General features: G+C 72.8%; 21 protein-coding genes and 1 pseudogene. 9 read left to right on the top strand and 13 right to left on the bottom strand.

All coding sequences use genetic code 11. The features are described 5' to 3' along the window. Nucleotides 1–187 precede the first annotated feature (187 nt). A complete protein-coding gene (locus FVA95_RS24720) occupies nucleotides 188–856 on the bottom strand; it encodes a DUF3159 domain-containing protein (protein ID WP_149666281.1) in 669 nt (222 codons plus the stop codon). A 154-nt stretch (nucleotides 857–1,010) separates the two neighbouring features. Between FVA95_RS24720 and FVA95_RS24715 the strand changes: the two genes are divergently transcribed. After that, the gene (locus FVA95_RS24715) at nucleotides 1,011–1,811 is read left to right on the top strand and encodes an SGNH/GDSL hydrolase family protein (RefSeq protein ID WP_149666280.1); all 801 of its coding nucleotides are present in this window, start codon (nucleotides 1,011–1,013) and stop codon (nucleotides 1,809–1,811) included. Nucleotides 1,812–1,875: 64 nt separating this feature from the next. On the opposite strand, the gene thpD is transcribed toward FVA95_RS24715, so the two are convergent. From thpD to ectA, 4 genes are all read right to left on the bottom strand, one after another. Further along, nucleotides 1,876–2,799, bottom strand: coding sequence for an ectoine hydroxylase (thpD, locus tag FVA95_RS24710; protein ID WP_020625165.1), 924 nt, complete (start codon nucleotides 2,797–2,799; stop codon nucleotides 1,876–1,878). Between the two features lie 128 nt (nucleotides 2,800–2,927). Beyond that, nucleotides 2,928–3,323 carry an ectoine synthase gene (locus FVA95_RS24705; RefSeq protein ID WP_020625166.1) on the bottom strand — a complete coding sequence of 132 codons (396 nt, stop codon included), beginning with the start codon at nucleotides 3,321–3,323 and terminating at the stop codon, nucleotides 2,928–2,930. Between the two features lie 7 nt (nucleotides 3,324–3,330). Next, the gene (gene ectB, locus FVA95_RS24700; RefSeq protein WP_020625167.1) at nucleotides 3,331–4,584 is read right to left on the bottom strand and encodes a diaminobutyrate--2-oxoglutarate transaminase; all 1,254 of its coding nucleotides are present in this window, start codon (nucleotides 4,582–4,584) and stop codon (nucleotides 3,331–3,333) included. Further along, complete coding sequence (gene ectA / locus FVA95_RS24695; protein ID WP_149666279.1) at nucleotides 4,581–5,183, bottom strand: diaminobutyrate acetyltransferase; 603 nt, start codon at nucleotides 5,181–5,183, stop codon at nucleotides 4,581–4,583. Before ectA ends, ectB begins: the two co-directional genes overlap by 4 nt. Before the next feature lie 364 nt (nucleotides 5,184–5,547). On the opposite strand from ectA, the gene FVA95_RS24690 reads away from it, so the two are divergent. Continuing rightward, complete coding sequence (locus FVA95_RS24690; RefSeq protein WP_145981543.1) at nucleotides 5,548–5,817, top strand: hypothetical protein; 270 nt, start codon at nucleotides 5,548–5,550, stop codon at nucleotides 5,815–5,817. Between the two features lie 114 nt (nucleotides 5,818–5,931). On the opposite strand, the gene FVA95_RS24685 is transcribed toward FVA95_RS24690, so the two are convergent. After that, nucleotides 5,932–6,672, bottom strand: a complete 741-nt coding sequence (locus tag FVA95_RS24685) for an SDR family oxidoreductase (RefSeq protein ID WP_075333946.1) — start codon at nucleotides 6,670–6,672, stop codon at nucleotides 5,932–5,934. A gap of 20 nt (nucleotides 6,673–6,692) precedes the next feature. Continuing rightward, nucleotides 6,693–6,959 carry a Sec-independent protein translocase subunit TatA gene (locus FVA95_RS24680; RefSeq protein ID WP_370460882.1) on the bottom strand — a complete coding sequence of 89 codons (267 nt, stop codon included), beginning with the start codon at nucleotides 6,957–6,959 and terminating at the stop codon, nucleotides 6,693–6,695. Between the two features lie 204 nt (nucleotides 6,960–7,163). On the opposite strand from FVA95_RS24680, the gene FVA95_RS24675 reads away from it, so the two are divergent. The 5 genes from FVA95_RS24675 (at nucleotide 7,164) to FVA95_RS24660 (ending at nucleotide 12,050) form a co-directional block, all read left to right on the top strand. Further along, a complete protein-coding gene (locus FVA95_RS24675; protein WP_149666276.1) occupies nucleotides 7,164–8,033 on the top strand; it encodes an arpA protein in 870 nt (289 codons plus the stop codon). Between the two features lie 5 nt (nucleotides 8,034–8,038). Beyond that, nucleotides 8,039–9,226: a choline/carnitine O-acyltransferase gene (locus FVA95_RS34030; RefSeq protein ID WP_368667359.1), complete on the top strand. Its 1,188-nt coding sequence runs from the start codon at nucleotides 8,039–8,041 to the stop codon at nucleotides 9,224–9,226. Beyond that, nucleotides 9,115–9,822, top strand: coding sequence for a choline/carnitine O-acyltransferase (locus FVA95_RS34025; protein ID WP_368667360.1), 708 nt, complete (start codon nucleotides 9,115–9,117; stop codon nucleotides 9,820–9,822). The genes FVA95_RS34030 and FVA95_RS34025 overlap by 112 nt, the downstream gene beginning before the upstream one ends. Nucleotides 9,823–9,839: 17 nt before the next feature. Continuing rightward, nucleotides 9,840–10,814, top strand: a complete 975-nt coding sequence (locus tag FVA95_RS24665) for an NAD(P)-dependent oxidoreductase (RefSeq protein ID WP_149666275.1) — start codon at nucleotides 9,840–9,842, stop codon at nucleotides 10,812–10,814. Nucleotides 10,815–10,934: 120 nt separating this feature from the next. Further along, nucleotides 10,935–12,050: a hypothetical protein gene (locus tag FVA95_RS24660; protein ID WP_149666274.1), complete on the top strand. Its 1,116-nt coding sequence runs from the start codon at nucleotides 10,935–10,937 to the stop codon at nucleotides 12,048–12,050. A gap of 65 nt (nucleotides 12,051–12,115) precedes the next feature. Here the strand turns inward: FVA95_RS24660 and FVA95_RS33200 are convergent, their stop codons facing one another. Beyond that, nucleotides 12,116–12,445: a hypothetical protein gene (locus tag FVA95_RS33200; RefSeq protein ID WP_240051710.1), complete on the bottom strand. Its 330-nt coding sequence runs from the start codon at nucleotides 12,443–12,445 to the stop codon at nucleotides 12,116–12,118. 410 nt (nucleotides 12,446–12,855) lie between these two features. Between FVA95_RS33200 and FVA95_RS24650 the strand changes: the two genes are divergently transcribed. After that, the gene (locus tag FVA95_RS24650) at nucleotides 12,856–13,440 is read left to right on the top strand and encodes a hypothetical protein (protein ID WP_149666273.1); all 585 of its coding nucleotides are present in this window, start codon (nucleotides 12,856–12,858) and stop codon (nucleotides 13,438–13,440) included. 34 nt (nucleotides 13,441–13,474) lie between these two features. Here FVA95_RS24650 and FVA95_RS24645 read toward each other — a convergent pair whose 3' ends face one another. Genes FVA95_RS24645 through FVA95_RS24635 form a run of 3 tightly spaced genes read right to left on the bottom strand, consistent with a single transcriptional unit; the run spans nucleotide 13,475 to nucleotide 15,746 of the window. After that, nucleotides 13,475–14,020, bottom strand: coding sequence for a VOC family protein (locus FVA95_RS24645; RefSeq protein WP_240051709.1), 546 nt, complete (start codon nucleotides 14,018–14,020; stop codon nucleotides 13,475–13,477). Nucleotides 14,021–14,025: 5 nt separating this feature from the next. Then, complete coding sequence (locus FVA95_RS24640; RefSeq protein ID WP_060714240.1) at nucleotides 14,026–14,637, bottom strand: CE1759 family FMN reductase; 612 nt, start codon at nucleotides 14,635–14,637, stop codon at nucleotides 14,026–14,028. Beyond that, complete coding sequence (locus FVA95_RS24635) at nucleotides 14,637–15,746, bottom strand: LLM class flavin-dependent oxidoreductase (RefSeq protein ID WP_149666272.1); 1,110 nt, start codon at nucleotides 15,744–15,746, stop codon at nucleotides 14,637–14,639. The genes FVA95_RS24640 and FVA95_RS24635 overlap by 1 nt, the downstream gene beginning before the upstream one ends. An 81-nt stretch (nucleotides 15,747–15,827) precedes the next feature. Between FVA95_RS24635 and FVA95_RS24630 the strand changes: the two genes are divergently transcribed. Then, nucleotides 15,828–16,289, top strand: coding sequence for a MarR family winged helix-turn-helix transcriptional regulator (locus FVA95_RS24630; RefSeq protein ID WP_149666271.1), 462 nt, complete (start codon nucleotides 15,828–15,830; stop codon nucleotides 16,287–16,289). Between the two features lie 154 nt (nucleotides 16,290–16,443). On the opposite strand, the pseudogene FVA95_RS24625 reads toward FVA95_RS24630, so the two are convergent. Further along, nucleotides 16,444–16,884: pseudogene (locus FVA95_RS24625) on the bottom strand (zinc-binding dehydrogenase); the annotation flags it as partial. Beyond that, nucleotides 16,881–17,050, bottom strand: a 170-nt coding sequence (locus FVA95_RS24620; protein WP_149663856.1) for an integrase core domain-containing protein, incomplete at its 5' end; no start/stop codon positions are given. The pseudogene FVA95_RS24625 and the gene FVA95_RS24620, both read right to left, overlap by 4 nt.

The following is a 17,050-nucleotide window of genomic DNA, read 5'->3' as shown; positions in this document are numbered from 1 at the left end:
GGCTCCGGGGGGCGCTGGTGTGGCATGGCTCCTTGCAGTGATCGTCGGTGCAGGCGGATCGCCGCCGGGGGAACGTCCGGGGACGCAGCGACTGCGCCGAACGATCACCCGATGTGGTGACCTTCACACGATCGCGCAAAGATCACGGGAAGATCACGATTCTACCGTCACCGGTTGTCGGGCAACGTCACCGGGGGTGACGAATGCCCGGGTGATCGCCCGGCAGCGCCGTACGCAGCAACGGCCACGACACGAGCACGCTCAGCCCGACCAGCAACGGGCTCAGCACGGTCCGCGCGACGCCCAGCAGCACCACCTGGTCGGCCGCCCACAACGGGAGGAACACCGACAGCCGCACGACGTACTGCGCCACCCACGCCCAGGACGCCCGCTGGTACCCGCGCAGCAGGTCCGGGTCGCGCCGCCACCGGGTCCGCTGGCCCAGCAGTCCGCCGACCACCACCCCCAGCAGCGGCCAGCGCACCACGATCGAGATCGCCCAGGCCAGGGCGCTGCCGACGTTGGACACGATCTGGACCAGGAAGAAGTCCGACGCGCGCCCGGTGATCAGCGCGATCGCGGCCGCGACGACGACCCCGGCCAGCCCGAACAGCACCGCGCGCGGCCGCCGCCCCCGGTACAACCGCCATGCGGCCACCCCGGCCCCGGCGACGATCGCCGCGCCGGCGCCCCAGTTGATCGGGAACAGCGACCCCGCGGCGTTCGCCACCACCCAGGCGAGCACGAACGCGACGACCGGGACCGAGGCGTCGACGGCACCGGCCCGGCCGCCGAGCAGCTCGGCCAGCCGCGGGTCCTCCCGGGGCGCGGTGCGGGAAGCGGGATCGGGTGTCACCTGACTAAGGGTGCCCTATCTCGGGCCACAGGTCGACGGATCCGATTGGCGTACGGGCCCGGAGAGGGTGATCATCGCTGTAACGCCGCGCTTCGTTGCGGTGAACAACAGATGGGCACGCATCAGGATCACGGACCGGGAGGGGGCGGTGTCGATGGCCACGCAGCGACACGATCAGGGGCGCGCACAGCACCGGAGCTTCGTCGCGATCGGGGACAGCTTCACCGAGGGCCTCGACGACCTGACCCCGGACGGCAGGGCACGCGGCTGGGCCGACCGCGTCGCCGAGATCCTCGCCGAGCGCCGCCCCGGCTTCGGCTACGCCAACCTGGCGGTGCGCGGGAAGGTCCTGGACCAGATCGTCGACGAGCAGATCCCGGTCGCCGAGGCGATGCGCCCCGACCTGATCACCTTCTGCGCCGGCGGCAACGACATCATCGGCTGGAGCTGCGACGTCGACGATCTCGCCGCCCGCTTCGACGCCGCGCTCGGCAGGCTGGTCGCCACCGGGGCCGAGGTGCTCATCTTCACCGGCTTCGACCTGCGCCGGATGCACCCGCTCATCCGCAGGTTGCGGGGCCGGATCGCCTGCTACAACGAGGACATGCGGGCCGCCGCCGAACGGCACGGCTGCCGCGTCGTCGACCTGTGGGCGATGGACTGCCTCGCCGACCCGCGGGCCTGGGGCCCGGACCGGCTGCACCTGGTGCCGCACGCGCACGAGCGGGTCGCCTGGCGGGTGCTGGAGACGCTCGGCGAGGACGCGCCGGACTGGCGCGGCCCGTGGCCGGAGCCGACGGTCGAGCCCGCGCCGTGGACCGCCCGACAGGCCGAGGACCTGCGGTGGGTGACCCAGCACGTGATGCCGTTCCTGCGCCGGCGCCTGCGCGGCACCAGCACCTGGGACGACTACCACGCCAAGCGTCCTCAGCTGGCTCCGCTGCAGGACGCGTGAGCCGTACGTCGTCGTCCCGCGGTACTCCCGCGGGACGACGACGTCGCGGTGCTCGGTGGGCCGCTCAGCGGATCGGGGTGTGATCCCGGGCCGCGATGTAGGACGGCCGCGGCCGCGGTGCCGAGAACGGCGCGACGCACGCGTTCTCGACGCTGTTGAACACCAGGAAGATGTTCGACCGCGGGTACGGCGTGATGTTGTCGCCGGAGCCGTGCATGCAGTTGGAGTCGAAGAACGTCGCCCCGCCCGCGTCGCCGGTCATCATCGTGATGCCGTGCCGCTCGGCGAGCTTGGCGATCGACCGTGCGTCGGGCGTGCCGATCTTCTGCTCCTTCAGCGACGTCCGGTAGTAGTCCTCCGGCGTCTCGCCCACGCAGGACACGAAGGTCCGGTGCGATCCGGGCATGATCATGAGGCAGCCGTTGAACGGGTGGTTGTCGGTCAGCGAGATCGAGCAGCTGACCGCACGCGGGCCCGGCATGCCGTCCTCGGCGTGCCAGGTCTCGAAGTCCGAGTGCCAGTAGAACCCACCGCCGCCGAAGCCGGGCTTGTAGTTGATCCGGCTCTGGTGGACGTAGACGTCGGAGCCGAGGATCTGGCGGGCCCTCGAGAGCACCCGCTCGTCGCGCACCAGCCGGCCGATCGCCTCCGAGATCCGGTGGACCTCGAAGATCGAGCGGACCTCGTCGGAGGACTTCTCGACGATGCAGCGCTCGTCGGCGCGCACCTGCGGGTCGGCGGCGAGCCGGTCCAGCTCGGCCTGGTACTCCGCGACCTCCTCGGCAGTCAGCAGGCCCGGCACCTGCACGAAACCGTCGCGCTCGTGCGCCTCCAGCTCCTGGGCGCCGAACATGCCCGCGCTCGCCCGGTCGCTCCAGACGGTGGGCTCGGCGCGGTCGATGAAGACCGGGGTGTTCGAGACGCGCGTCGGGTAGCGGTCACCCGCGGCGCGCACGAGACGCGGTTCGTTGCCGACCAGTGCGGTCATGGACCCTCCTGTGAGTCGCTGTCGGTTCGGTTCCCCTTCGAACGGGTGTCGTATGAACGACCGCGAGGGGCGTTCCCGCTGTAACACAGCGGAAACACCCCTCGCGGTGGTGATCTCGGGACGGAGGTTCAGTCCTCCGTGACCAGCGGGTACACGCCGTTCTCGTCGTGCACCTCCCGGCCGGTGACCGGCGGGTTGAAGACGCACACGCACTTGATGGTGGTCTTCGGACGGAGCTGGTGCTTCTCGTGGCCGCTCAGCACGTAGATCGAGCCCGGCTTGAGCTGGTACGTGACGTCGTTGTCCTTGTCGTACAGCTCTCCCTCACCCTCGGTGATGAAGACGGCCTCGATGTGGTTCGCGTACCAGAAGTCGTTGATCGTCCCGGCCTGCAGGGTGGTCTCGTGGACCGAGAAACCGACCTTGTCGTTGGCCAGCACGATCCGCTTGCTGCGCCACTGGCCGTTCTCGGACTCGACGTCCCGATCGGTTCCGGTGATCTCGTCGATGGTGCGGACGATCATGTGGGTATCAGCTCCCGATGACGGTGCGGACGGACTCGCCGATGATCGCAAGACCCTCGTCGAGCTCGTCGTCGGTGGTCGTGAGCGGCGCCAGCAGCTTGAGGACCTCGTCGTTCGGACCGGCGGTCTCCAGCAGCAGGCGGTGCTCGAAGGCCTTCGAGGCCACCTTCTCGGCGAGCCCCTCGCCCTCGAACTGGATGCCCCGCGCCATCCCACGGCCCTTGGTGAACATCTCGGTGCCCTGGTTGTCACCGATGATCTTGTTGAAGGCCTCCTCGACCTTCTCGCCCTTGCGCAGCGTCTCCTTCTCCAGCGTGTCGTCGGTCCACCAGTTGCGCAGCGTGTGCGTGGCGGTGACGAACGCGGGGTTGTTGCCGCGGAAGGTGCCGTTGTGCTCGCCGGGGCCCCACTGGTCGTACTCCGGCTTGATCAGCACGAGTGCCATCGGCAGGCCGTAGCCGGAGATGGACTTGGAGATCGTGACGATGTCGGGCTGGATGCCGGCGATCTCGAACGAGAAGAACGGACCGGTCCGGCCGCAGCCCATCTGCACGTCGTCGACGATCATCAGGATGCCCTTGCGGGTGCACAGGTCGCGCAGCCCCTGCAGCCACTCGATGCGGGCCGGGTTGAGCCCGCCCTCGCCCTGCACGGTCTCGACGATGACGGCGGCCGGCTCGTTGAGGCTGGAGCCCGTGTCGTCGAGGACCTTCTCGAACCACAGGAAGTCGGGCATCTTGCCGTCGAAGTAGTTGTCGAACGGCATCGGCGTCGAGTGGACCAGCGGGATGCCCGCGCCACCGCGCTTCATCGAGTTGCCGGTCACCGACAGCGCGCCCAGCGTCATGCCGTGGAACGCGTTGGTGAAGTTGATCAGCGCCTCGCGACCGCTGATCTTGCGGGCGAGCTTCAGCGCGGACTCGACGGCGTTGGCGCCGGTCGGGCCGGGGAACTGCACCTTGTACTGCAGGTTCCGCGGCTTGAGGATGATCTCTTCGAAGGTGGTGAGGAACTCGCCCTTGGCCGAGGTGTACATGTCCAGGCCGTGGGTGATGCCGTCGCGCGTCAGGTACTCGATGAGTGGCTTCTTCAGCACCTCGGGGTTGTGTCCGTAGTTCAGCGCGCCCGCGCCGCCGAAGAAGTCGAGGTAGGAGTTGCCGTCGACGTCGGTCAGACGGCTCCCCTTCGCCGTGTCGAAGACGACGGGCCAGTTGCGGCAGTAGCTGCGGACCTGGGACTCGAGATCCTCGAAAACGGTCATGTGTTCTCACCCTTGTCTGCTGCGATCGGGCCGATGAGATAGAGGTTCTCCGGCTCGTGGGAGTCACCGAGCAGGTCGGGACCGAACAGGTCCTCCCGCTCGATGGTCGTGTCGTGGCGCTCGGCGAACTTGGTGAACAGCCGGATCGACGAGGCGTTGTCCGGCGTGATGGTGGTCTCCATCCGCTCGGCGCCGCCCACGGCGACCGCCTGCTCCCAGACGGCGTCCAGCATCCGACCGGCGAGGCCCGCCCCGCGTGCCACCGGGTCGACGCACACCTGCCAGATGAACAGGGCGCCGTTCTCCGGGCGCAGGTAGCCGGTCACGTAGCCGACGGCACGGCCGTCGTCGCGCCGGGCGATGACCGAGGTGCGCGCGAAGTCGCGACACCACAGGATGTAGGCGTAGCGGGAGTTCACGTCCAGCGTCCGCGACTCCACCGCCAGCCGCCACATGTCCACCCCGTCCGCCGGGACCGGGGAGCCGATCTCGTACGTATGGTCACCGTCGGCGTCGGCCGCCGGGCCGGATGCGCCGGTCGCGGCGTCTCCGTCCGGAACCGTGGACGCCCGAGGAGGAGCCTGTTCGGGAGCGGTCATGACTGGCGAGGTTAGTGCCGTCGGGCGCTCGATGCAGCCGCTGACGACGTGCGGCGACCCCCGGAGCCATGATCCACGTGATCGGCGCCACAATGGACGCCGACGCCGCGACACCCGGTGTCCGCCCTGGAAGACACCGTGATCACCGGCCCGTCCGATCGGCTCCGGGACCCGGCCCGGAGCGGCCGGAGGTCTCCGACGTGGCGCTCACCACGCTGCGCCACCACCCGGCCGCACGTTCGGCCAATCGTGCGGATGCACTTGCATCTGCACCGCTGCGGGGTGACGATGGCTACTCCGTCGAACCGTGCCCGGAGGAGCTGTCGTGTCGGTGACACCCGCCAGTACGCGCCCCGTGGCCGTGGTGACCGCACCGGACGAGGGACAGACCGTCACGGTCACCTGCGCCCGGGACAGCCGCAGCCACGTCGTGGCACAGGCGGTCCTGGCCGACTCGCTCGCCGCCGGGACCGGCCACTGCACCGCGCTCTGCGGGCACGTGGTGCTGCCGGCGTCGCTGGCCTCACCGCCCGGGGACGGATGCCTGCTGTGCGCCGAGACCTCCGGGGCCGGGCGTCGTGCCCGCCGCCGCGGACGGATCGGCTTCGGGCGCTCGGCCCGCGCCGCCTCCTGAGCGCCGCCGCCGACCGCCGCCCACAGCCGGTCCGTTCCCCCACCGCCGGCCGGGCCCCGACCCGCGCCGGTGGACCCGCGACGCCGGGCTGACGCCGGGCTCCCGACCCGCCGGTCAGCGCCCGCCGGACACGTCCAGCACCGCGCCGGTCACGTAGCTGGCCTCGTCGGACAGGAGCCAGGCGATCGCCGTCGCCACCTCGTCGGGGTGACCGGCCCGGCCCATCGGGATCGACGGCGCCATCCGCTCGATCCGCCCCGGCTCGCCGGCCCTGGCGTGGAAGTCGGTGTCGAGCAGGCCCGGCCGGACGGCCGCCACCCGGATCCCGTCCGCGGCGACCTCCTTCGCGAGCCCGACGACGAGCGCCTCGACCCCGGCCTTCGCGGCCGCGTAGTCGTTCCACTCGCCGGGCGAGCCGAGCACCGCCGCGCGGGAGGTGACGTGCACGAGCACCCCGCCCGCACCGCCGTAGCGGGTGGACATGCGGTGCACCGCCTCGCGCGAGCAGAGCAGTGCCGCGCGCAGGTTGAGCGCGACGACCTCGTCGATCCGGGCGTCGCTCATGTCCTCGAGGCGCTGCCGCGAGGGGGCGCCGCCGGCGTTCGCGACCACCCCGGTCAGCGGCGACGGCAGGGCCGCCGCCGCGTCGAACAGCTGCTCGACGCCCTCGGTGCGGGTGACGTCCGCGGCGACCGCGGCAGCGTTCACCCCGGCCGCCCGGCACTCCGCGACGACGGCCGCGGCGTCCTCCGGCGAGGCCCGGTGCCCGACGAGGACGTCCTGGCCGCGCGCGGCCAGCAGCCGGGCGGTGGCCGCGCCGACCCCGCGGCTGGCCCCCGTCACGAGCACCGTCATGCGTCGTCCGTCCTGCGGCGTCAGGCCCGGTGGGTCTCGGGGCCGGGCTCGGGACGAGCGGTGGCCTCCGCCGCCCCCGGCTGCCGGGTGCCGGGGTCACGGACCTCGGTGTCGGCCCGGGTCGCGCCGCCGGGGCCGATCTCCCCCGGGCGCTCGTCGTCGTCGCGCAGGCCACGCATCTCGCTCTTCAGGATCCGGCTGGACCGACCGACCGACCGCACCATCTCCGGGAGCTTCTTCGCGCCGAACAGCAGGACCAGCACGATCAACCAGTGGGTGGGGCTCATAGCTCCCATGACAGCCTCCTCGCTCGCCGACGGAATCAACGAACCATCCTCCGCCGGGGTTCCCTCTCGCAAGAACAGCCTCCCACGGCACACGGAATCTGATCATTCGGTCACTCACCGTTGATCCGTCGACACCGATCGGGTTTGGATGACGGTGACACCGCGGGCAGCACCGGTGCTGCCCGGGCACGAAGGAGCTGATCCGTGCAGCCGTCCGCACTCGCGGCCCCGCAGGAGCTCGACCCGGTCGACCTGACGCGCTACCCGGTGCACGAACCGGGCTCGCCCGGCTGGGAGGACGCGGTCCGCCGGGCCCGTGCCCAGCTCGCCGCCGACGGCTGCGCGGTGCTCCCCGGGTTCGTCCGGGCGTCGTGGCGGGACCGGCTGCGGACCGAGGGCGAGGCGGTCGCCCCGCTGGCGCACCACGAGACCGCCGTGGTCAACGTCTACAACACCGACCCGGACCCCACGCTGCCCGCCGACCACCCGGCGCGGGTGCGGATGGAGCGGGGCAACGCCTTCGTCGCGCGGGACCGGATCCCGGCCGCCGCGCTGATCCACCGCCTCTACCCGCAGCCCGCGTTCCGCGCGTTCCTCGCCGCCTGCACCGGCGTGCCCGAGCTGCACGAGCTGGCGGACCCGCTGGCCGGGCTGTGCCTCAACGTCGTCGGCGACGGCCGGTCGCACCCGTGGCACTTCGACACCAACGAGATCGCGATCAGCCTGCTCACCCGCGCGCCGGAGGCCGGCGGGGTCTTCGAGTACTGCCCCGACATCCGCGACACCACCTCCGAGAACACCGCCGACGTCGCCGAGGTCCTGCACGGGAGGGGCGGCGCCCGGGTCCGACGGCTGGTGCTGCGCCCCGGTGACCTGCAGCTGTTCCGCGGCCGGTACTCGCTGCACCGGGTGACCGAGGTGCGCGGCGAGACCGCCCGGCACACGGCGATCTTCTCCTACAGCACCCGCCCCGGGGTGGTCGGCAGCGCGGCCCGCACCCGCCAGCTGTTCGGGAGGACACTGTCCGAACACGGGGGGTCGCGCGCCGTGCGCGTCGACGGGCTGCTGGACTGATGGGCGTGACCACCACGTTCGCGGCCGACGACGACCTGCCGAAGGTGCCGCTCCCGACGCTGTCCGCCTCGGTCGGCCGCTTCCTCGAGTGGTGCGCCCCGCTGCTCACCCCGGACGAGTACGCCCGCACCGAGACCGCCGCCCGCGAGCTGCTCGTCGAGGGCGGCCCGGCGTCGGTGCTGCAGGCCGACCTCGAACGCTTCGACGCCGGCGCCCACAGCTGGCTGGACGCGTTCTGGCCGTCGCGCTACCTGGGCCGGCGCGACCGGATCGCGCTCAACGCGAACTTCTTCTTCCTGTTCGGGCCGGGCACCACCACCGACCCGTGCGAGCGGGCCGCGCAGCTCACCGTGGCCGCCCTCGGGCACAAGGCCGACCTCGATGCCGGGACGTTCCCGCCGCTGGTCAACCGGGGCGTGGCGCAGTCGATGGACCAGAGCCGCCACATCTTCTCCACCACCCGCATCCCGGGCGACCCGCAGGACACCGTGCGCACCCCCTACAGCGACGACTGGCCGGGCCCGTCCACCGAGCGGCACGTCGTGGTGCTGCACCGCGGCCGGATCCACCGCCTCGACGTGATCGGCGAGGACGGGGCGGCGCACACCGCCGGGGAGATCGCGGACGCGCTGCGGGAGATCCGCGAGGCCCACCCCGAGCGGGCCGCCACCGGCGACGCGGTCGGCGCGCTGACCACCCTGGCCAGGGCCGAGTGGGCCGCGGTGCGGGACCGGCTGACCGGGCTGGACCCGGCCAACGCCGAGGCCGTCGACCTGGTGGAGCGGGCGCTGCTCGCGGTCTGCCTGGACGAGACCGACCCCGCCGACGAGGAGTCCGCCGCGCGGACCCTGCTGGCGGGGGACTCCGGCGACCGCTGGTTCGACAAGGCGCTGTCGATCGTCGTGCTCGCCGACGGCACCGCCGGGGTCAACATCGAGCACTGCGAGCTCGACGGCACGACCGTGCTCACCCTGGTCGACGCCATGTTCGCCGACTCGGTCGAGGTGCACGCCGAGCGGATCGGGACCCGCCCGCAGGGGACTCCGCCGCACGGCGGCTGCGGTTCGTCCTCGACGACGACCTGCGCGCCACCGTCTCCCGCGCGCACGACGAGTTCGCCGCGTTCCTCGACGCCACCGCCACCGAGCTCGTCGCCTTCGACGACTTCGGCGCGGACGACGCGAAGTCCCTGAAGTGCTCCCCCGACGCCTTCGTGCAGGCCTGCTACCAGGTCGCGCACCGGCGGGCCAAGGGCGTCACCGGCGCCACCTACGAGTCGATCGCGACCCGGCAGTTCCGGCGCGGCCGCACCGAGGCGATGCGGGTCGTCACCCCCGAGATGGTCGCGTTCGTCGACACGATGGACGACCCGCAGGCGTCCGACGCCGACAAGGTCGAGACCTTCCGGGCCGCCGCCGCGGCCCACGGCGCCCGCGCGAAGCAGTGCCAGCAGGGCGACGCACCCGAGCAGCACCTGTGGGAGCTGGACTGGATCCGGCGTCGCCGCGGGGCGGACCTGGGCGTCACCGAGCAGCTCGCGGTGTTCGACTCCCCCGGCTGGACGATCATGCGCGACGACTGGCTGTCGACCAGCTCGGCGCCGTCGGACAACATCCGGTACTTCGGGTTCGGCTCGACCAGCTCGCGCTGCATCGGGGTCGCCTACGTGCTGCTGCCCGACCGCTTCCACGTGCACCTGTCCACCCCGGCCGACCAGGCCGAGGGAATGCACACGTTCGCCAGGGAGCTGCGGGCGGCGGTGACCGAGCTGCGGAACCTGCTTGCCTGAGCGGGTTCACTGGTGGGGTGGAACGTGTTCTCGTCACCGGCAGTTCCGGCCACCTCGGTGAGGCGCTGATCCGCACCCTGACCGGCGACGGGGTGCCCGTCGTCGGCCTGGACCTGCGGCCCTCGCCGTGGACCGCGGTCGTCGCGTCGCTGACCGACCGCGACGCCCTGCGGTCGGCGTTGCGGGGGGTCACCCACGTCCTGCACACCGCGACGCTGCACAAGCCGCACGTCGGCTCGCACAGCAGGCAGGACTTCGTCGACACGAACGTGTCGGGCACCCTCGCAGTGCTGGAGGAGTCCGCCGCCGCGGGTGTGCGGGGCGTGGTGTTCACGTCCTCGACCAGCGCGTTCGGCCGTGCGCTGACCCCGACACCGGGCGGGCCCGCGACCTGGATCGACGAGACCGTGGTGCCGCGGGTCCGCAACGTCTACGGAGCCACCAAGACCGCCGCCGAGGACCTGTGCGAGCTGGCCGCGCTGGACCCGGGGCTGCCGGTGGTGGTGCTGCGGACCTCACGGTTCTTCCCCGAGGCCGACGACCGCGACGACGTCCGCGCCGCCCACGACGACACCACGCTCAAGCTGGTGGAGTTCTGCCACCGGCGGGTCGACGTCGCCGACGTCGTGTCCGCGCACCTGGCCGCGGCCCGGCGGGCGCCCGAGCTCGGGTTCGCCCGCTACGTGGTCAGCGCGCCGTCGCCGTTCCGCCGGTCCGACCTCGCCGAGCTGGGCAGCGACCCGGCCGCGGTGCTGGAGCGGCGGGCCCCGGCGCTCGCCGCGCTGCTGGCCGAACGCGGCCGGTCGGTCCCGCCGGTGGACCGCGTGTACTGCCCGGACCGGGCGGTCGCCGAGCTCGGCTGGACCCCGATCTGGGACGTCGACGCCGTCGTCGCGCGGGTGCGGGAGGGCGGGCCGCCCCGCAGCCCGCTGGCCGACGTCGTCGGGGCGAAGGGATACCACGATTCCCCGACCGGGGTGTACACCCGGTGATTTCACCTCGCCGGACCGGGTGACTGTAGGTCGACAGGGCTAACGCCGTGGGTACGTCCGGCGGTAGACGTGACACAGCACGTGTCGCCGACCGTGACGCCGTACCCCGGAGGTCCTGCCATGACCGGCCCGCAGCACCGACCCAGCCCCGGCCCACGCGGTGCCGACGCCGACCGCGCACGGCCGTCGCCGCGGCCGCGGCACGGGTTCGACGACCACGAGTTCCCCGAGGACTCCTACCAGGGCGGCTACCCGGACCTGCGATCGTCGCGGCCGGTGGAGCGGGCGACACCCACCGACCCGGAGGGCTTCGGCGAGCTGTACGGCGGGACCGGGCCGCAGCCGACCGTCGGGCGTGGCGGGTACGCCGCACCGATGCGCTACGAGGGCTACGGCGCACCCGTGCAGGCCGGCGGGTCGCAGACGAGCGGTGACGGTCCCGACGACGGCGGGTACGACGCGTACGCCCGGGCCGCGCACCGCATGCCCGAGGAGCCGGTCGCCCCGGCCCGGGCCGCCTACGGCGAGTACGGCGACCCCGAGACCCGCGGCGGGACCTCGATCGACGGCGGTCCGCCCTACCCGGCCACCTCGGAGCAGGACGACACCGCCCGGCACGATGCGGACCGCCACGATCCGGACCCGCACGACACGAACTGGGACGACACGAACTGGGACGACGCCGCGCCGACCGCCGCGCCGACCGCTGACTCCGCCGCCGCGTACGGCCGGGACGAGCACCCGGTCCACGGGGAGACGGGCGGCACCGCGGTCGCCGAGCGCACCGCCGTCGGAACCGGGGCAGGGACGGGGGCCGTTCCGGTCCCGCGGTCCCCGTCGGAGTCCGGCGGGCGTCGTCCGGCGACGGTGGCCGAGGCCGCCGCGGCCCGCTTCGGCGCGTCCGCCCGGACCGCCGACCGGACGCAGGCCGGGCTCGCCGAGCAGACCGGTCCCCCGGCCCGGGCGGCCGCACCGGCGGGACCGGGCGTCGAGGCGACCGGTCCGGTCACCACGACGCGGCGCCCGGTGACCGCGGCGGCCGTGCCGGCCCCGGTGACCGTCGCCCGGGACGGGACCGCGCTCACCGTGCTGCGGGTCGTCACCTACGTGCTGGTGTCGCTGTCCTGCCTGGTGTTCCTGGCCGGGGCGGTCTACGGGCTCGTGGCGTTCCTGGAGCTCCGCGCGGCGCTGGGCACCTCGCCGCTGTTCGGGGGCGGCACCCCGTTCGGGAACTGAGGTCGTCCGTCTTGCCCAGCCGTGGGTCGACGGCGGAGTGGTCGGTGCAGGCGACGTAGCCGCTGTCAGGCGCGGGACAGGACCTCCCGCAGCCGTCGTGCGAACGCCGCCGCATCCTCGACGAACCCGACGTGACCGCCCGGGAACGGCTCCGGTGCGCGGCCCAGCCCGGCCGCGAGGGCCCGCGAGGTCAGGTCGCACAGCTGCCCGGCCGAGGTGTCGCCGATCCCGACGGCGATCCGGGCGTCGCGCAGCCGGTCCAGGTCGGGCGCCCACCGCACGGTCTCGCGCATCTCGTGCAGGAAGAAGTGCCGTTCGTCGGCGGCCTGCCGGGCGGTCGCCTCGTCGCCCGCCGCGGGCAGGGCGGTGCGTTCGGGCACCTCCTCGGGCGCCACGGCCGGCAGTCCGGCGGAGGCCAGGAAGAGCCCCCAGGCCGCGGCAGGGCCGTGCTCCCGGTAGGTGCGGACGATCTCGTCGGTGGCGGTCCGGCGCTCGGCGGCGTCGGGCAGCAGCGCCTCCAGCGGCGGTTCGTGCGCGACGACGGTGTGGTCGTCGGCGAACAGGACGCCAGCGGCCCGAACGGTCCGGCGCCCATCGGCGACCCGGCCAGCACGAGCAGCGGGCCGGAGCCGCGCACGTCGAAGGTGATGCGGGCACCCGGCCGGTCGAGCAGGTCGGTGCTGACGGCGGTCGACATGGCGGCTCCCCTGCTCCGTGGACGTGCCCCGCCGATCCTGGCCGCCGCACGGGCCGGTGTCACCGCCGTAGGCTGGAACCGACTCCGACGGAACGGACGAAACCCCCTGTGAAGACCCGCATCACCCCCGCTCTGGGTGTGCTCCTCGTGCTGGCCCTGCTCGTCGGCGGGCTCGCGTGGTTCGCCGGGAGCCGCGGGTTCACCGCCGACGACCTGCGCGACCTGGTCGACCCGCCCCCGCCGGAGCAGTGCGACCAGCCCGACCCGACGACGGCGGGCTGCCTCACCCCGTCCGCGCTGCGCCTGCACGACGCCCTCGTCGAGCGGTTCGGCGAGCCCGGCCCGTCGGCACCGGTACGGGCGATCACCTGTTGGTCGGAGCATGCGTGGAACCCGTCGAGCGACCACCCCGCCGGACGGGCGTGCGACGCGTTCCCGGCCGGCTACGGCGACTTCCCCGCCGGGCAGGACCTGGAGGACGGCTGGGCGGTCGCGACCTGGCTGCGTGAGAACGCCTCCGAGCTGCGGGTCCGGTACGTGATCTGGCAGGGCCGGATCTGGTACCGCGGCACCGGGGACTCCGGCGAGGGCCGGGAGAACTGGGGCAGGCCCTACGACGGCGGCGGGGTCTACGACCCCGCCGACGCCACCGGCGGGCACTTCGACCACGTCCACGTCAGCGTGCGCCGGTGACGCGCCCCGCCCGGAGCACGTGTCGGAGCTGGTGTCACAGCACGTGCTGGCCGTACATCTCCCCCAGCGGGTCGGCGATGAGCTCGATGCGGGCGCCGTCGGGGTCGCGGAAGTAGACCGAGACACCCGAGTGCACCTCGTGCTCCACCCCGGCCTCGGTGAGCCGGGCGACCAGCTCGTCCCAGCGCTGCGGCTCGACGCTGATCGCCATGTGGTGCAGACCGCCGAGGACCTCGGCGTAGGGGCCGACGTCGAGGCCCGGGAAGTCGAAGAACGCGAGCAGGTTCCCGTTGCCGATGTCGAAGAAGAAGTGCGAGGACCCGGGGTAGTCCCGGTTCTCGATCAGCTCGGTGAGCGGGAAGCCCAGCACGTCCTGGTAGAAGCGCACGGTCCGCTCGACGTCCGAACTCACCAGGGCGGTGTGGTGCAGCCCGCGGGCGGTCGAGGCCGGCCGCTGGCCCACCGGCTTCAGGTGGGCGGAGCGGATCCGGTCGCGCGCGGCGTCGAGGGCCGCGGTGTCGGTGCCGGTGGGGGCGCCGGTCGGGGTCGGGGTGTCGGTGGAGCTGCTGGTCTCGGTCATCGTGGTCAACCCTTCAGCAGTGCGGTGAAGTCGGGGACGTCGTCGAAGGCGTCGGTGCGGGTGGCGGCGGGCCGGGCCGCGACGGCGGCCGCCAGCTCCCCGGCGGCCCGCTCGACGCGGCTCTCCAGTGTGGTGCCCACCTCGGTCGCGCCCCAGTCCTCGGGCGCGGCGAACACCGCGGTCGGCACGGTCGCCGCCCGCAGGTACGCGAAGAGCGGGCGCATCGCGTGCTCGAGTGCCAGCGAGTGCCGCGCCGTGCCGCCGGTCGCGGCGAGCAGCACCGGGGTGCCGGTGAGCGCGTCGCGGTCCAGCACGTCGACGAAGGTCTTGAACAGGCCGCTGTAGGACGCCGAGAAGATCGGCGTCACGGCGACGACCGCGTCCGCGGCGGCCACGGACTCCAGCACCGGCGCCAGCGCGGTGTTCGGGAAGCCGGCGACCAGGTGGTCGGCGAGGTCGCGGGCGTGCTCGCGCAGCTCCACGACCTGCACCTCGGCCTGCTCGCCCCGGTCGGCCAGCGCGGTCGTGACCGCGGCGGCGAGCCGGTCGGCCAACAGCCGGGTCGACGACGGCGTCGACAACCCGGCGCTGAGCACGACGATCCTGCGTGTGGTCATCACGCGACCTCCTGCTTCTCCCGCGTGCTCTTCTCCTGCGTGCGGGCGGCGACCAGCGAGGCGTGGGTCGGCGCGTCCGGGACCCCGGGCGCACGCAGCGCGGCGAACTCCTTGCGCAGCACCGGCACGACCTCCTCGCCCAGCAGGTCGAGCTGCTCCAGCACGGTCTTCAGCGGCAGGCCCGCGTGGTCGATGAGGAACAGCTGGCGCTGGTAGTCGCCGACGTACTCGCGGAAACCGAGGGTGCGCTCGATGACCTGCTGCGGGCTGCCGACGGTCAGCGGGGTCTCACGGGTGAAGTCCTCCAGCGAGGGCCCGTGCCCGTAGACCGGGGCGTTGTCGAAGTAGGGCCGGAACTCCCGCACCGCGTCCTGGCTGTTGCGACGCATGAACACCTGGCCGCCGAGGCCGACGATCGCGCGGTCGGCCGGTCCGTGACCGTGGTGCTCCCAGCGCTTCCGGTAGAACTCGACCATCCGCTTGGTGTGCGACGCGGGCCAGAAGATGTGGTTGTGGAAGAAGCCGTCGCCGTAGTACGCGGCCTGCTCGGCGATCTCGGGGCTGCGGATCGAGCCGTGCCAGACGAACGGCGCGACGCCGTCGAGCGGACGCGGGGTCGAGGTGAAGCCCTGCAGCGGGGTGCGGAAGCGCCCCTCCCAGTCGACGACCTCGGTGTCCCACAGCTTCCGGAGCAGTGCGTAGTTCTCGATCGCGAGGTTGATCCCCTGCCGGATGTCCTGGCCGAACCACGGGTAGACCGGGCCGGTGTTGCCGCGCCCGAGCGTCAGGTCGACGCGGCCGCCCGCCACGTGCTGCAGCATCGCGAAGTCCTCGGCGATCTTCACCGGGTCGTTCGTGGTGATCAGCGTGGTCGCGGTGGACAGCTGCAGGGTGCTGGTGACACCCGCGAGGTAACCGAGCGTGGTCGTCGGCGACGAGGAGAAGAACGGCGGGTTGTGGTGCTCGCCGAGGGCGAAGACGTCGAGACCGACCTGCTCGGCGTGCCGGGCGATGGTCAGGACGTCCTGAATGCGCTGCGCCTCGGTCGGGGTGGCGCCGGTCGTCGGGTCCGGCGTGATGTCGCTGACCGAGAAGACTCCGAACTGCACGGCTTCCTCCAGTAGTTGATCCGTCATCTACATCCTGCACCAACATGGATGACGCGTCAACTATTCCGGTACCCTGCAGCCGTGACACGGTGGCTGGACGAGCGCGAAGAGACGGCCTGGCGAGGGCTGCTCCGGATGCAGGCACGGTTGCACGCCGAGCTGCACCGGCGGTTGCAGGCGGACTCGGGGCTCTCGCTCGCGGACTTCGACGTGCTCGTCGCGCTGACCGACCGGCCCGACGAGCGCTGCCGCGCGATGGAGCTGGCGGGCCTGCTCGACTGGGAGAAGAGCCGGCTGTCGCACCACCTCGCGCGGATGCAGAAGCGCGGCCTGGTCGCCCGCGAGGAGTGCGACGACGACGGCCGCGGCAACTACGTCGTGCTCACCGGAGCGGGCCGGGCGGCGATCGAGGCCGCGGCGCCCGGGCACGTGGAGACCGTGCGGGAGCTGGTCTTCGACGCCCTCTCCGACGACGACGTGATCGCGCTCGCCCGGATCACCGCCGCCGTGCAGGCCCGGCTCGACGGCCGCGGCGCCGCCTGACCGGTCCGCGGCCGCGCCCTCGGGACGTCCGACCACCGCGTTCCGCGGAACGCGGACCGAGGGCGTGACACCGCGTTCCGCGGAACGCACGACGGCCCGCTCCGGCGTCACCGGTACGGGCCGTCGTGAACGGGACCGCGGGCGGACCAGCAGGTCAGGGCACCAGGATGGCGCGTCCCCTGACCTTCCCCGCGTCGAGGTCGTCGAGCGCGGACTGGAAGTCGTCCAGGGCGTACTTCGTGGTGTGCAGCGTGACCCGCCCGCGCCCGGCCAGCTCCATCAGGTCGCACAGGTCGTTGTAGGACCCGACCAGGTTGCCGACCACGTTCACCTCGGCCGAGATCAGGTCGATCGTCGGGACGTCGACGTTCTCGCCGTAGCCGACGACGTGGTAGTCCCCGGCGCGCCGCGTCATCGCCAGGCCCTGCGCGGTGGAGCCGCCCTCGCCGACGAAGTCGATGACGGCCTCGGCGCCGTTCCCGCCGGTGCGCGACAGGACCTCGTCGACCTGGCCGCCGTCGGCGACGATGCCGTCGTCGGCGCCGATCTCCAGCGCCAGCTTCACCGCGTCCGGGTTGCGGTCGAGCACGACTAGATGTGATGTCCAGGGAGGTTGGTCAGCCTGGTGACTGGTGGCTGGCCGCCGATGGCGGAGTGAGCGCGGTGGTGATTGTAGAAGTGCAGCCAGCCGGGTAGGGCGTCGTTGCGTTGGCGGGTCGACTCATAGAGTCGGGCGTAGGCCCAGCCGTCGGCCAGGGTCC

This window comes from Pseudonocardia sp. EV170527-09 (assembly GCF_008369905.1).
Classification (GTDB): domain Bacteria; phylum Actinomycetota; class Actinomycetes; order Mycobacteriales; family Pseudonocardiaceae; genus Pseudonocardia.
This window is presented reverse-complemented; position numbering and strand designations above follow the sequence as displayed.

Coding starts and splice junctions, on each gene's coding strand:
- FVA95_RS24715 (WP_149666280.1), top strand. CDS start 1,011: ATGGCCACGCAGCGACACGATCAGGGGCGCGCACAGCACCGGAGCTTC.
- thpD (WP_020625165.1), bottom strand. CDS start 2,799: ATGACCGCACTGGTCGGCAACGAACCGCGTCTCGTGCGCGCCGCGGGT.
- FVA95_RS24705 (WP_020625166.1), bottom strand. CDS start 3,323: ATGATCGTCCGCACCATCGACGAGATCACCGGAACCGATCGGGACGTC.
- ectB (WP_020625167.1), bottom strand. CDS start 4,584: ATGACCGTTTTCGAGGATCTCGAGTCCCAGGTCCGCAGCTACTGCCGC.
- ectA (WP_149666279.1), bottom strand. CDS start 5,183: ATGACCGCTCCCGAACAGGCTCCTCCTCGGGCGTCCACGGTTCCGGAC.
- FVA95_RS24685 (WP_075333946.1), bottom strand. CDS start 6,672: ATGACGGTGCTCGTGACGGGGGCCAGCCGCGGGGTCGGCGCGGCCACC.
- FVA95_RS24680 (WP_370460882.1), bottom strand. CDS start 6,959: ATGAGCCCCACCCACTGGTTGATCGTGCTGGTCCTGCTGTTCGGCGCG.
- FVA95_RS24660 (WP_149666274.1), top strand. CDS start 10,935: ATGACCGGCCCGCAGCACCGACCCAGCCCCGGCCCACGCGGTGCCGAC.
- FVA95_RS24645 (WP_240051709.1), bottom strand. CDS start 14,020: ATGACCGAGACCAGCAGCTCCACCGACACCCCGACCCCGACCGGCGCC.
- FVA95_RS24640 (WP_060714240.1), bottom strand. CDS start 14,637: ATGACCACACGCAGGATCGTCGTGCTCAGCGCCGGGTTGTCGACGCCG.